The sequence below is a fragment of the Streptomyces sp. NPDC045021 genome, from assembly GCF_056432645.1.
In genome coordinates this window covers 52,697-65,475 of the sequence record NZ_JBWKIQ010000021.1, presented here as the reverse complement: position 1 = coordinate 65,475, position 12,779 = coordinate 52,697, and the positions used below count along the sequence as shown (strand labels likewise).

The following is a 12,779-nucleotide window of genomic DNA, read 5'->3' as shown; positions in this document are numbered from 1 at the left end:
ACATCACGGGCCCCGGGCGGGTCACACCGACAGACAGGGCCGAGCGGATCATTATGAGCGGACGCCAGAGCGTGCAGTCCCGTTTGGGGTCCCTGTACCGCGAGGTCGCCAAGTTCGGTGTGGTCGGTGGCGCGGGCGTTCTGGTGAACGTCGGGGTCTTCAACCTGGTCCGGCACAGCACTGGCCTGCAGACGGTCCGGGCGAGCATCATCGCCACCGCCGTATCGATTCTCTTCAACTACGTCGGCTTCCGGTACTTCACCTACCGTGACCGCGACCGCAGCAGCCGCTCGAAGGAGCTGGGCCTCTTCCTCGGCTTCAGCGCCGTCGGCCTGGTCATCGAGAACGCGGTGCTCTACGTGGCCACGTACGGGTTCGGCTGGGACAGCTCGCTGCAGAGCAACGTCTTCAAGTTCGCCGGCATCGGCGTGGCCACCCTCTTCCGCTTCTGGTCCTACCGGACCTGGGTCTTCAAGGCGCTGCCGGCCCGCGAGGTGGCGGAGCAGGCGGAGTCGATACTCGCCGCGGCCGAGGCGGACACCGGTTCCGCGCCGCACAGCCGCACCGCGCAATAGCTCCCCGGACCGGCTTCCCGGACCGGCCGGACCGCTACGCGGGAGAAGAGCCGGCGTCCCCGCGGATGTGCCGCGGCTGGCCCGCCGGGTCCTCCTGGGCCAGGAAGAGCGCGAAGACCGGTGGCCGCTGCTGGAGCAGCTCCAGCCGTCCGCCGTCCGCCTCGGCCAGGTCACGGGCGACGGCCAGCCCCAGCCCGGTGGAGTTGCGGCCGCTCACGGTCCGCTCGAAGACCCTCGCGCCCAGGTCCGGCGGTACGCCCGGCCCGTCGTCGGTGACCTCCACCACCGCCTGGTTCCCGGTCACCCGGGTGTGCAGGCCGACCGTGCCGGCACCGTGCATCAGCGAGTTCTCGATGAGGGTGGCCAGCACCTGGGAGACCGCGCCGGGGGTGCCGACGGCCCGCAGCCCCGGTGTACCGGACCGGACGATGGTGCGCCCCTCGCTCTGCGAGGCCGGGCGCCACTCCTCCATCTGCTGCTTGATCACATCGTCGAGGTCGAAGTCGACCGCCGATCCGGAACGCGGGTCGCGGGCATTGGTCAGCAGCCGCTGCACCACATCGGTGAGCCGCTCGACCTGGCTCAGCGCGATCGTCGCCTCCTCCTTGACGGCGTCCTCGTCGTCCGCGGTGGCGACGATCTCCTCCAGCCGCATCGAGAGCGCCGTCAGGGGCGTACGCAGCTGGTGCGAGGCGTCGGCGGCGAGCCGCCGCTCGGCGGTCAGCATCCGGCCGATCCGCTCCGCGCTCGCGTCCAGGACGTCGGCGATCCGGTCGAGCTCCGGCACCCCGTAGCGGCGGTGGCGCGGGCGCGGGTCGCCGGAGCCGAGCCGCTCGGCGGTCTCCGCGAGGTCGGTCAGCGGGCTGCCGAGCCGTCGCGCCTGCCGAACGGCGAGCACCACGGCCGCCAGCACCGCGAGCAGCGCGACGGCCAGGATCACCAGCAGGGTCCTGCCGATCTCCTGGCTGATCTTGGAGCGGGACTCCTCGACGAGCACGGTCGTGCCGTCGTCGCCCGACTGGGTGGACGAGATCACCTTGCCGCCCGGCCGCGTCCCGATCTCGATGGGCGCGCTGCCCGGGATCCGTACGACCGCGAACCGGTCGGATGCCACCTGCTGCGCCAGCGAGCCGGTGTCCACCTTCTCCCCGCCGGCCCGCCGGCTGTCGACACTGCCCGCCAGCCGGACCGCCTCGGAGTCGACGCTCTCCTGCGCGCTGCTCTCGATGGTGCGCGTCTCGACGATGACGAGCGAGATCCCGAAGACGGCGATCACGACGAGCACGACGGCGAGCGTGGAGGAAATCAGTCGGCGGCGCATGGGTGAAGGGTGTCAGCCTTCGGCTAGTTCTTCTCGAACCGGAAACCCACACCGCGCACGGTGGAGATGTACCGGGGCGCGGTGGCGTCGTCGCCGAGCTTCTTGCGCAGCCAGGAGATGTGCATGTCGAGGGTCTTGGTCGACGACCACCACGTGGTGTCCCAGACCTCGCGCATCAGCTGCTCGCGGGTGACCACCCGGCCCGCGTCGCGCACCAGGACCCGCAGGAGGTCGAACTCCTTCGCGGTGAGCTGCAGCTCGTCGTCGCCCATCCAGGCGCGGTGCGACTCGACATCGATCCGCACCCCGTGGGTGGAGGGCTGCGGCGCGTCGGTGGTGCCGCGGCGCAGCAGCGCCCGGACCCGCGCCAGCAGTTCGGCGAGCCGGAACGGCTTGGTGACGTAGTCGTCGGCGCCGGCGTCCAGGCCGACCACCGTGTCGACCTCGTCGGCACGGGCCGTGAGCACCAGCACCGGGAAGGTGTGTCCTTCGGTGCGGATCCTGCGGCACACGTCCAGGCCGTCCATGCCGGGCAGCCCCAGGTCGAGCACCACCAGGTCGACGGCGCCCAGCAGGGCGGCTTCGAGCGCGGTGGGCCCGTCCTCGCGCACCTCGACCTCGTAACCCTCGCGGCGCAGGGCGCGCGCGAGCGGTTCCGAGATGGATGCGTCGTCCTCGGCAAGAAGTACGCGGGTCATGGGCTTGATGGTAGTCCGCGTGGGCAGGGGCCGAGGTAGCGGTGCCAACAGCCTTGTGAGGTAGCTCTCAAGACGCCCTATACCACGTGTTGGACTGCCATAAAGTAATGAATCGCCCGTAGCAGTACTCAGGGTCCTTCCGCGCGCAACCCGCGCTGAAGGGCTCTTCTGTGACGGGGCTGGTACGAACCAGCATGAAGTGATTGACCTGACGGCCGGGTCCGCTGCGCGACAACGCGCGGCGGGCGTGGATCCCGGCGCGCCCCCATAGCGCGTCGGTGCCGGCCACCCCCACCGGGCGCGCGGTCTGTTCCGTCGCGCGTCCCGAGCGAACAAGGATCGACCATGGCGTCCAGCCTGACGAAGGACGCCGCCCCGCAGGAGACCCCTGCTCCGGGCGGCACGACCTTCTTCGGCCACCCCCGCGGCCTGGCCACTCTCTTCATGACCGAGATGTGGGAGCGGTTCAGCTTCTACGGAATGAAGGCCCTCCTCCCGCTCTACCTGATCGCCGGCGGCCCCGGAGCCGAGAAGGGCTCCCAGGGCGGCGGCCTCGCGATGAACGCGGCCACGGCCGTGGCCATCTACTCCATCTACATGGCGATGGTGTATCTGCTCGCCATGCCCGGCGGCTGGTTCGGCGACCGGGTCTGGGGGCCCCGCAAGACCGTCGCCATCGCGGCGGGCATCATCATGGCGGGCCACCTGACGCTGGCCGTTCCGGGCCAGTCGACGTTCTTCGTCGGCCTGGCACTGGTCGCGCTCGGCTCCGGCCTGCTCAAGGCGAACATCTCGACGATGGTCGGCCACCTCTACGACGGTCCTGAGGACCCGCGTCGGGACGGCGGCTTCACCGTCTTCTACATGGGCATCAACATCGGTGCCTTCGCCGCCCCGCTGGCGATCGGCACCGTCGGCCAGAACTACAGCTGGCACCTGGGCTTCGCCCTCGCCGCGGTCGGTATGGCGCTGGGCCTGATCCAGTTCCTGCTCGGCACCCGCCACCTGAGCGAGCGCAGCAGCGTCGTCCCGAAGCCGCTGTCGGTCGAGGAGCGCAACTCCACCGTCCGCAAGGGACTGCTGTGGCTGATCGCCGCCTCGGTCTTCTACGGCGTGGTCGTCCTCACCGGCCACTACACGCTCAACTGGGCGCTGGTCCCGATCACCGTGATCGGCCTGGTCATCCCGGTCGGCGTACTGGTGCGCATCAAGAAGGACCGGGAGCTGTCGGCCGCCGAGCAGTCCAAGATGAGCGGCTACATCTGGTTCTTCGTCGCCGCCGCCGTCTTCTGGATGATCTACGACCAGGGCGGATCGACGATGTCGATCTTCGGCGAGACGAAGACGCAGGGCTCGCTCCTCGGCTTCGACTTCCCGTCCTCGTGGTTCCAGTCGGTGAACCCGCTGTTCGTCATGGCGCTGGCCCCGGTCATCGCCTGGGGCTGGATCTGGCTGTCGAAGAAGAACCAGGAACCGAGCACCACGGTGAAGTTCGCCATGGGCCTGTTCCTCATCGGCGCCTCGTTCGTCGTCTTCGTGGTCCCGATGGGCCTGGCCTCGGACGGTACGAAGGTCAGCCCGATGTGGCTGGTCTCGATCTACATGATCCAGACCATCGGTGAGCTCTGCCTCTCGCCGGTCGGCCTCTCGGTCACCACCAAGATGGCCCCGACCAAGTACGGCAGCCAGATGATGGGTGTGTGGTTCCTCGCGGTCACCGCGGGCGACTGCACCACCAGCCTGCTGTCCATCGCGGGTGTGGACCTGAACGGGACCGGCATGGTGGGCCTCGAAGCGGCCCTCGCCATCCTCGCCGGCTTCGCCATCTGGATGTACCGCAAGAAGGTCGTCGCGCTGATGGGTGACGTCCGCTGACGTCCCTTCCCGCGCACGCGTGACGAGGCCCCGGTGACCGTACGGTCGCCGGGGCCTCGTCGTGCGTTCCTTATGTGTCGTGCCGAGCGGTCAGCGGCGCAGCTTGCGCCACGGGGTGAAGGTGAAGACGGCGCCTCCGAGGAGGAGGACGGTGCCCGCGACGAGCCCGAGGGCGCGCAGCGAGCCGTTGTTGTCGGCGCCGGTCTGGGCGAGGCCACCGCTGGTGGTGGTCGCGCTGTTGGCACCCGTGCCGTTGGTACCGCCGGTGTCGCTGCCCTTCTCCTTGATGTCGAGGGTCAGCGAGGCGTCGACGGCCTTGGTCGGGGTGCAGGTCGCGACGGCGGTGCCGCCCTGGGCGAGTTGGACGGTCAGGGCGCCGGGGTGGAGGGTCACCTGTCCGGTCCTGCCCGGCGAGTAGACGCCCTTGAGGGGATCGAGGGTGACCGGCTCGCCCTGGGCGAACGCCTTGGAGTTGGGCGGGCCCTTGACCTGGACCGTGCCGCTGTCAGCGCCCGCCACCTTGACGGCCATGCTCGCGGTGATGAAGCCCTTGGGGAGCGGCGCGGGGGTGTTCATGACGGAGCCGATGAACCGCACCGCGAGGTCGTAGCCGGCGCTGCTCTTGGTGGCGTCGATGGCCATCTGGCCGGTCGGCTTGCCGAACGACCCGCAGTCCAGGGGCACGGAGACCGTCTTGCCCTTGTGCACCGTGCCGTTGGGCTCACCGCCGCCGCCCGAGCCGCCGGAACTCGTACCGCCGGACGTCGTCCCGCCTGTGGAGGTGGTGCCTCCGGTGGTGCCTCCGGTGGTGCCTCCACTGGACGTCGTGCCGCCCGAGGTCGTCGTACCGCCGGACGTGGTGCCGCCGGACGTCGTCGTGCCACCTGACGTCGTACCGCCGGACGTCGTCGTGCCGCCCGTCCCGCTGCCGCCTGTCACCTTGATCGTGACCGCGACCGGAACGGTTCCGGTCGGCGCGCAGGCGGTGTCCGTCGACATGATGTAGTTCGCGTTGATGTTGTACGCGCCGGGCGAGAGCGTCACGTCACCGGCGGCGGTCAGCTTGAGCTTGCCCTTCATGTCGGACAGCACCATGGGGCTGTTCTTCGGGATCGCGGGATTCGTCCGGGTCCCCGCGACGTCCATCGAGCCGGTCTGCGCACCGCCGATCGTGACCTTGCCGGTGGGCAGCACCGAGTTGGCGGGCAGATCCGCGACACCCGGGTTCTGCGACGCGGCCTGCACCGTCTTCCACGTCACGTCGATCGTGTCCCCGACCTTGGCGGTCGCGGGCGCTGTGATGTCCGCCTTGGTCGTCCCGTTGATGTCGGGCAGGTTGGCGATCTTCGGCGGTATGCACTTGGTCGCGAAAGAGGACACGGCGGCCTGCGCCGGTGCCGCGATCAGCAGCACCGAGCCGCCGCCGAGCATGAGCGCGACACCGACCGCTGTGGCGGCCCTGCTCCTCCGCGGTCGCGATAGTCGATTCGTCACGTGCTTCCCTTCGAAGATGGACGTTCGGTACTCGGTGCGGAAGTCGGTGGGGGCTGCGCGGCGGCCGGTGGCCCGCCCGGCAGGGTGCCCTGGTTGAACCAGGGCAGGGTGCCCGTGCCGTCGGCGGGACCGGAGTCCGGCGGGCGCACGCCGTTGGGCGGTGGCTTCGACGGCTGGGCGGGCGCCGAACGCCGGGGCGGTGGCAGGTGGAGCAGCGCGGCGGGCCGCCAGGGGGCCTTGCGGCGCCGGCCGGAGGCGTAGATCGTGCCGGGCAGGCGCGGTCGCGCCTTGTCCACGACGGCCATCCCGATACGGAAGATCCCGGCCGGCACGACGACGCAGAGCAGGATCCAGAAGAGGGTGACGCCCCAGGGCCGGCCGACGTCCCACGGTTCGGTGACGAGCACCTTGCCGCCGTACTTCAGCTGCACCCGGTAGTCGCCGTGCGCGCCTGAGGTCAGCTCGACGGGCAGCTTGATCTGCTGTTTCATCCCCGGCGCCACGCTGCCGCTCCACTGCTGCTCCTCCCACTGCGGGGCGAAGACGCCGTGCGAGACGCCGACCTGGAACACCGGGTCCTTCACCGGCCCGGAGCCGAGGTTGCCGACGGTGAAGACCAGTTGGCGCTGCGGCGGGGAGCCGAACCAGGTGAGCAGTCCGCCGCCGCCCTCCAGCCTGGCGGTGAGCACGGCGAGCCGCCCCGCACCGGACTGCTGCGGCAGATCGGCGACCGGGTGTCCGATGACGACGAAGGGCGCGTCGACGGTGACGGAGTCGCCCATCACCGTCGCGACATGCACGACGCAGGGGCAGGGCTTGGGCGGTGCGGCGGCCGGCAGCTTCTGGGTGAAGCCGCCCTTGGCGTCGGTGGTGACCGCGCGGCCGGACTCGTTGGAACAGGAGTTGGTGCCGCCGATCGCGTTCTGCCCGCAGACCAGCAGGGTGAGCAGCGTGGTCGGCTTCCAGCCCCGGCCGGTGACGGTGATCTCCGTGCCGGGTTTGGCCTGCTGCGGTGACAGCGCCACCGCGGGTTTCTGATCGGCGGCGGGCGCCCGGACGGCCGCCGGTTCGAGCGCCGCCGGCGCCGCCGCGTGCGACGGCTGCGCGGTGACCGCGGACAGGATGAGCAGCGCCGTGGCGAGCACGGCGGCCGCCGCCGCCCGGAGTCGTTCCCTGTGCATCGTGCTCACGCCTGTCCGCCCCTGCTTCCCACGCTCGTCACGCCGACCGCTGTCCCTGCTGTGTACGGCTCCTGCTCCGGGTCCTCCTCCACCGGCCGCGGCGGACGGTTCCTGCGGCGTCTGACGATGAACCAGGCGACGAGCAGGGCCAGTCCGGCGAGCAGTACCCCGGCGGCGAGCCACGGGACGGCGAAGAACGAGGCACTGGCCGTCTCGTTGAGCTCGCCCCGGTCGGTGGTGACGGTGAGTTTCACGCTCACCCGGTCGAACTGCGGGGCCCCGGCCCATTTCTCGTTCAGCTCGACCTGCTGTCCCGGCAGGAGTTCCAGCGGCAGCCCCTTGGCCTGCCGGTCCAGCAGGGAGTTGCCGAACAGCCCGGTGGCCTTGACGCGCAGGCGCGGCAGCAGGGAGACGTTGCCCCGGTTGACCAGGGTGTAGTGGATGGTGGCGTTGCTCTTGCCGGTGCCGGGCAGCCAGGGCTGGGAGTGGTCGATACGGACGTTCTCCACCGAGAGAGCGGGCAGGCTGGGACCGCTCACCCGGAGGTAGATCCGGGCCCCGACGGCCCGCCGTACGCCGACCGCGACGCTCCCCTTGCTCTTGTCGGTCTCGGTGTTGAGGGCGACGATCGCGCCGGGGTGGTCGCCGGGGGTGGCGGTGTCGGGGACGGTGAGGGTGAACGGGATGTCGGCGCGGGTCCTGGGCGGGACGGTGAGGCTGCCCTGGGCGAGCTTCACCCAGGTGCCGATGTCCTTGTTGGTCTCCTCGGGACCGCGCACGGCGAAGCCGCCGTCGCGCGGGGTGTTGTAGGCGTCGGCGCCGTAGATCGTGAAATGCATGGGCGCGTCGGAGAGGTTGGAGACCGAGACCTTGTCCTTGACGGTGGTGCCGGGTCCCGCCTCCAACGTGAAGAACTGGCGTTCCTGGCTGGTACTCGTCTTGTCCTTGGCCCCGCCCGCAGGGGCGGGGAAGACCGACCAGCGCCCGTTGTCGGCGGCGCCGGCCGGTCCTGCCGCGGGACCGAGACCGATGCCGAGCAACGCGACGACCGTCAGCAGCACTGCCAACGCCTTGGCCCTCGACATGTCTGGCATCTCCCTCGGTCCGAGTTAACTGACTGTGCGTCAGGTCAGGGTCAGGGTCAAGACTCCGGAATAGGTTCCTGGGCCGGAGTAGGCCGGAACGTTCAGCGACAGACCCGCGTCGGCCGTGAACTCACCACCGGTCACGGTGCCGTTGGGCGTCGTGGCCAGCGTGGCGCCGGCGGTGCCAACGGCGCCGGGCGAACCCGCGGCGCAGACACTGAGGCTGCCCGCCTTGGCGGTGCAGGCCGGGGTCCAGCTGAGCTTGTCGGCACCGATGACGGCGCCTCCCGGACCCTTGAAGTCGGTGACCGAGCCGGTCAGGGACCAGCCCGCGGCGCCGCCGCGGAAGTCCTTGACGGTGACCGTCTGCAGTGCGCCGGTCGAGGCACCGCCGTCACCGAAGTTCACCGGGGTCATCTCCACGGTGTCGCCTGCCTGGGTCATGGAGAGCGTCCCGGGGGTGACCGAGGCGTTGAGCTTCTGGCTCCCCGGCGGGATCGGGGTGTTGTCGTTGACCTTGTACGGGACCGGGCCGGCGGCGGTGGCCGGGTCGTAGCTCGCGCCCTCGAAGGCCACGATGCCGGTGGTCGCGAGGTCGTTGACGACGAGCGAGGCGGTGAAGCCGCCCTGCGCGTCGGCGGTCGCGGTGGCCATGTCCGCGGTCGGGTTGGACCCGGCGAGGGCCAGGACCGTGACGTTGGCGCCCGCGGTGAAGTGACCGCCGGTGACGGCGACCGCGGTGCCCGGGTCACCCTGGGCCGAGCCCAGTCCCAGGGTGCGCGGGTTGGGGTTGGCCACCGGGCTCGCGGTGACGGTCTCGGAGACCGGCGCGGGCCCGCCGGTGACGGTGCAGACGGTGTCCAGCTCCAGGATGTAGCTGGTGTGGATGGTGTAGTCGCCGGGCGACAGGGTGATGTCGCCGGGAGCGGTGACCACGAAGGTGCCGGTCATGACCAGCGGCGGGAAGGCGCCCTTGCCCGGGATCGGCGGGTTGCTCTTGGGGCCGGTCACGGCGACCGCGCCGGTCTGGGCGCCGCCGAGCACGACACTGGCGCGGGGGGTGACGACATCGGCGGGCAGCGCGATGTCCGTCGGGTTGCTCGCCGCCGCCTTGGTGAGGGTGTAGGTGACGGTGACCGTGTCACCGACCTTCGGGTTCATGGGCGCGACCGTCACGGTCGCGTTGGACACCCCGTCGATGGGCGGCAGCCCTGCCACGGCGGGCGGAATACAGTGCGTCTGGAAGTCCACGGCCGTCGCCGCCTGGGCGGGCGCCGCGAGAATCGCACCGCCCCCCACCATGAGTGCGGCGGCCCCGAGCACGGCGGCCAGTCTCCGTCCGCGCATGACGGATCTTCGCGCGTGAGCGATCATCTTGTCCCCTTGATCACGGTCCGGGCGCAGCGTCCCTTTTCCCCTGCGCCGACGCTGGACATTGAGACGGGGCGGCCGAAAGAAGTCAATGGAGCCGGACGACCAGATTTGACTACCCGTCAGATGCAACGTCCGTACTGGTCAGGGCAGTTGGGATAGTGGACATGCCGGGCCGCGGCACCGACGGCGGAGTCGGTGCCACGGTCCGGATCAGCGGGTCCGAGCAGCCCGGCGGGTGAGCCAGAGCACGCCGGCCACACCGGCGAGCAGTACCGTGCCGCCGAAGGTGCCCAGCGCCACGGCGTTGTCGGCCGGACCGGTCTGCGGCAGCGTGGAGTCGGGCGGGGTCGTGGCGCCGGCCGCCGCCTTGACGTCCAGCGACAGCGAGGGCTTGGGGCTGTTGGTGGCATTGCAGGTCGTGACCGTGCCTAGGGCCTTGATGGTGAGCACACCGGCCGTGAAGGTGACCTTGCCCGACTTCTTGGGAGTGTAGGTGCCCGTCAGGTCATTGATCTTGATGGGGGTGTTGGCGGGGATCGCCGCGTCGTTCGGGGTGCCGACCACCGACACCGAACCGGGGTCCGCGCCGCCGACCTTGATCGTCGCACTCGGGTTCATCGCCCCCTTGCCGAGTTCGATCGGACTGGAGGAGACACCCTTCTTGAAAGTCATGGTGAGTTTGTAGCCGGAGCCGGACGGGACGCTCGTGATGTCGATCGGCGACACCGCGTCCTTCTTCCCGATCGGCGACTGGCAGCTGTAGGCGACGTCCACCGTTTCGGCCTGTGCGGCCGGGGCGACCAGCAGCGCCGCACCCGCCGCGGCCGCCGTCGCGAGGGCCAGCACTCCACCGCGGGCGGCCGCTCGGTTGAGGACGTTGTTCTTGACGTGTTTCATCGGCTCTTCTCCCTTCCGCCACAAGTTACTGACGGCACATCAGATTCGGCGGCCGACAGTACGCCCGTGATCTTGGAGAAGGAAGAGAAAGTGAGGAGCCGGAAATCAACGGGAAATCAGGCGGGAGCTGCCAGTTCGGCCCACACCGTTTTGCCCGGCCGCTCGGCGTGGCGCGCGACGCCCCAGTCCGTGCACAGCCGCTGCACGATGAACATGCCATGTCCGCCGGGCCGGCCCGCCCGGTGCGGAACGCGCGGCGCCGGCTCCCCGGCACCGCTGTCGGCGACCTCGAGTCGCAGCACCTTGTTGCTGCGGATCAGCCGCAGCTCGTCGGGGCCGTCCGCGTGCAGGCACGCGTTGGTGACCAGTTCCGAGACGACGAGCAGCACATCCTCGGCCGCCGCCCGGCCCTCCGGGGAGGAGGCGGGCAGCCAGCCCCACGCCTGCAGCGCCTCACGAGTGAAGTCGCGGGCGCGCGGAACGATGGCACTCTCACCCAGGAGCCGCAGGACCCGCGCGGATCCGGCCTCGGGCACGACAATGTCGCCCGGGTCCGAATCGCGGTCGTCCGCCGCGTGGGGCCGAGTGGTGCTCATCAGCGCCTCACCTCACCGATGTCCGACAGTTTCAGGAGTCTCCTGCCCGACGGATTCCCGGGGACACCTCGGGAGTCCTACGAAACAGGGTGGAGTGGGAGATCGCCACAGGCGATGCGTCCGTCACTCCTGCAATGCCTCATCCAAGGTGGCATGGACGGTGAACACGGCTTCGGCACCCGTGATCTCGAACACACGCGCGACAACCGGCAGCATACCCGCCAGATGCACTTTTCCACCGGCCGCCTCGGCCTTCAGCCGGGCGCCGAGCAGGACGTTCAATCCGGTGGAATCACAGAAATCCAGCCGCGAGCAGTCCACCACGAGCTTGGTGCAGCCCGCGGCGACACACGCTTCGAGCGGCTCGCTGAGCAGCTCCGCGGTGTGGTGGTCGAGCTCGCCCGCAGGCGTGACAACGGCGCAGGTGCCGTGCTGTCGCACGTCCACGTGCAGCCGGTCCCGGCCGGTCGTACCGACCATCCCGCGGTCCATGTGCGCTCCTCTGGAATCTCGGGTCATGCGCACTCCGAACCCTACGCGCATCGCGAATCGCGCGGAAGCCGCCCTTCAGCTGCCCTGTGGACGCCCCCCGGATGCCTCACGACTGCCCCGTCCGCGGGCCGCCAATCGTCCTTCGGACGACCTCCGGAAAATTTGCGCTCACAGCGTGAAACGGGGTAGGGGTTGAACAACACCTGTCCGAAACGGCCGCCTCGGAGGCGCAGCACACCGTAGTAGAGGCATGGCACCCGGCAGCCTGATGCCGTAACCGAGGGAGGCGAGCATGACACCCCGGCTCGACGCGACAACCGCGACGACGACCAACCCGTCCGTTGGCTCCGACCAAGAAGACCTGGAAGAGCCGGAGGGGCTGCAGGGGCTCCCCGAGATACCCCCGTTCGACACGGTGGGTCCGGTCGACGCACGCGCCCTGTCCAAGACGCTTTTCCTGCGCCTGGAGACGCTGGACGAGGGCACGTACGCATATTCCTACGTCCGCAACACGCTGGTGGAACTCAATCTCGCCCTGGTGAAGTTCGCGGCCTCGCGGTTCCGCACCCGCAGCGAACCGATGGAAGACATCATCCAGGTCGGCACGATCGGCCTGATCAAGGCGATCGACCGCTTCGAGCTCAGCCGCGGCGTGGAGTTCCCCACCTTCGCGATGCCGACGATCATCGGCGAGATCAAGCGCTTCTTCCGCGACACCAGCTGGTCGGTGCGGGTGCCGCGCCGGCTGCAGGAGCTGCGGCTGGACCTGGCCAAGGCCGGCGACGAGCTGGCCCAGCAGCTGGACCGCTCGCCGAACGTGGCCGAGCTGGCCGGCCGGCTGCGGATCAGCGAGGAAGAGGTCATCGAGGGCATGGCCGCGAGCAACGCGTACACCGCGAGCTCGCTCGACGCCCAAGCCGACGAGGACGACTCGGAAGGGGCGCTGACCGACCGCATCGGCTACGAGGACCACGACCTCGAAGGCATCGAGTACATCGAGTCCCTGAAGCCGCTGATCGCCGAACTCCCGTCGCGCGAACGCCAGATCCTCTCCTTGCGGTTCACCGGCAACCTCACCCAGTCGGAGATCGGCGAGGAGCTCGGCATCTCGCAGATGCATGTCTCGCGGCTGCTCTCCCGGACGCTGGCGCGCCTGCGGCGCGGGCTGCTCGTCGAGGAGTGACGGCCGGC

The 12,779-nt window shown here is 70.0% G+C and carries 12 protein-coding genes; 3 read left to right on the top strand and 9 right to left on the bottom strand.

What is annotated here, in order from left to right; all coding sequences use genetic code 11:
• Window positions 1–53 precede the first annotated feature (53 nt).
• A complete protein-coding gene (locus tag AC07DC_RS38910) occupies window positions 54–575 on the top strand; it encodes a GtrA family protein (RefSeq protein ID WP_478919516.1) in 522 nt (173 codons plus the stop codon).
• A 34-nt stretch (window positions 576–609) separates the two neighbouring features.
• On the opposite strand, the gene AC07DC_RS38905 is transcribed toward AC07DC_RS38910, so the two are convergent.
• Window positions 610–1,896, bottom strand: a complete 1,287-nt coding sequence (locus AC07DC_RS38905; RefSeq protein ID WP_478919515.1) for an ATP-binding protein — start codon at window positions 1,894–1,896, stop codon at window positions 610–612.
• A gap of 23 nt (window positions 1,897–1,919) precedes the next feature.
• The gene (locus AC07DC_RS38900) at window positions 1,920–2,594 is read right to left on the bottom strand and encodes a response regulator transcription factor (RefSeq protein ID WP_138356121.1); all 675 of its coding nucleotides are present in this window, start codon (window positions 2,592–2,594) and stop codon (window positions 1,920–1,922) included.
• A 345-nt stretch (window positions 2,595–2,939) separates the two neighbouring features.
• Here AC07DC_RS38900 and AC07DC_RS38895 point away from each other — a divergent pair, with 345 nt between their 5' ends.
• Window positions 2,940–4,469 carry a peptide MFS transporter gene (locus AC07DC_RS38895; protein WP_478919514.1) on the top strand — a complete coding sequence of 510 codons (1,530 nt, stop codon included), beginning with the start codon at window positions 2,940–2,942 and terminating at the stop codon, window positions 4,467–4,469.
• A gap of 90 nt (window positions 4,470–4,559) precedes the next feature.
• Here the strand turns inward: AC07DC_RS38895 and AC07DC_RS38890 are convergent, their stop codons facing one another.
• The 7 genes from AC07DC_RS38890 to AC07DC_RS38860 form a co-directional block, all read right to left on the bottom strand.
• Window positions 4,560–5,963, bottom strand: coding sequence for a hypothetical protein (locus AC07DC_RS38890; protein ID WP_478919513.1), 1,404 nt, complete (start codon window positions 5,961–5,963; stop codon window positions 4,560–4,562).
• Entirely contained in the window at window positions 5,960–7,144 is a 1,185-nt protein-coding gene (locus AC07DC_RS38885) for a hypothetical protein (protein ID WP_478919569.1), read from the bottom strand. Before AC07DC_RS38885 ends, AC07DC_RS38890 begins: the two co-directional genes overlap by 4 nt.
• A 5-nt stretch (window positions 7,145–7,149) precedes the next feature.
• Window positions 7,150–8,229 carry a DUF916 domain-containing protein gene (locus AC07DC_RS38880; protein WP_478919511.1) on the bottom strand — a complete coding sequence of 360 codons (1,080 nt, stop codon included), beginning with the start codon at window positions 8,227–8,229 and terminating at the stop codon, window positions 7,150–7,152.
• Between the two features lie 39 nt (window positions 8,230–8,268).
• Window positions 8,269–9,576: a WxL domain-containing protein gene (locus AC07DC_RS38875; RefSeq protein WP_478919510.1), complete on the bottom strand. Its 1,308-nt coding sequence runs from the start codon at window positions 9,574–9,576 to the stop codon at window positions 8,269–8,271.
• A gap of 237 nt (window positions 9,577–9,813) precedes the next feature.
• Complete coding sequence (locus AC07DC_RS38870; RefSeq protein ID WP_478919509.1) at window positions 9,814–10,500, bottom strand: LPXTG cell wall anchor domain-containing protein; 687 nt, start codon at window positions 10,498–10,500, stop codon at window positions 9,814–9,816.
• Window positions 10,501–10,616: 116 nt separating this feature from the next.
• Window positions 10,617–11,096: an ATP-binding protein gene (locus tag AC07DC_RS38865; protein ID WP_478919508.1), complete on the bottom strand. Its 480-nt coding sequence runs from the start codon at window positions 11,094–11,096 to the stop codon at window positions 10,617–10,619.
• 123 nt (window positions 11,097–11,219) lie between these two features.
• Window positions 11,220–11,588: an STAS domain-containing protein gene (locus AC07DC_RS38860; protein WP_478919507.1), complete on the bottom strand. Its 369-nt coding sequence runs from the start codon at window positions 11,586–11,588 to the stop codon at window positions 11,220–11,222.
• Between the two features lie 292 nt (window positions 11,589–11,880).
• Between AC07DC_RS38860 and AC07DC_RS38855 the strand changes: the two genes are divergently transcribed.
• Complete coding sequence (locus AC07DC_RS38855) at window positions 11,881–12,771, top strand: RNA polymerase sigma factor SigF (RefSeq protein ID WP_478919505.1); 891 nt, start codon at window positions 11,881–11,883, stop codon at window positions 12,769–12,771.
• Window positions 12,772–12,779: the final 8 nt, after the last annotated feature.

Excerpts from the sequence above, each read along its gene's own strand:
- AC07DC_RS38865 (WP_478919508.1), bottom strand. The coding sequence starts at position 11,096 with ATGAGCACCACTCGGCCCCACGCGGCGGACGACCGCGATTCGGACCCG.
- AC07DC_RS38880 (WP_478919511.1), bottom strand. The coding sequence starts at position 8,229 with ATGTCGAGGGCCAAGGCGTTGGCAGTGCTGCTGACGGTCGTCGCGTTG.
- AC07DC_RS38905 (WP_478919515.1), bottom strand. The coding sequence starts at position 1,896 with ATGCGCCGCCGACTGATTTCCTCCACGCTCGCCGTCGTGCTCGTCGTG.
- AC07DC_RS38895 (WP_478919514.1), top strand. The coding sequence starts at position 2,940 with ATGGCGTCCAGCCTGACGAAGGACGCCGCCCCGCAGGAGACCCCTGCT.
- AC07DC_RS38900 (WP_138356121.1), bottom strand. The coding sequence starts at position 2,594 with ATGACCCGCGTACTTCTTGCCGAGGACGACGCATCCATCTCGGAACCG.
- AC07DC_RS38885 (WP_478919569.1), bottom strand. The coding sequence starts at position 7,144 with ATGCACAGGGAACGACTCCGGGCGGCGGCGGCCGCCGTGCTCGCCACG.
- AC07DC_RS38855 (WP_478919505.1), top strand. The coding sequence starts at position 11,881 with ATGACACCCCGGCTCGACGCGACAACCGCGACGACGACCAACCCGTCC.
- AC07DC_RS38875 (WP_478919510.1), bottom strand. The coding sequence starts at position 9,576 with ATGCGCGGACGGAGACTGGCCGCCGTGCTCGGGGCCGCCGCACTCATG.
- AC07DC_RS38870 (WP_478919509.1), bottom strand. The coding sequence starts at position 10,500 with ATGAAACACGTCAAGAACAACGTCCTCAACCGAGCGGCCGCCCGCGGT.
- AC07DC_RS38860 (WP_478919507.1), bottom strand. The coding sequence starts at position 11,588 with ATGGACCGCGGGATGGTCGGTACGACCGGCCGGGACCGGCTGCACGTG.
- AC07DC_RS38910 (WP_478919516.1), top strand. The coding sequence starts at position 54 with ATGAGCGGACGCCAGAGCGTGCAGTCCCGTTTGGGGTCCCTGTACCGC.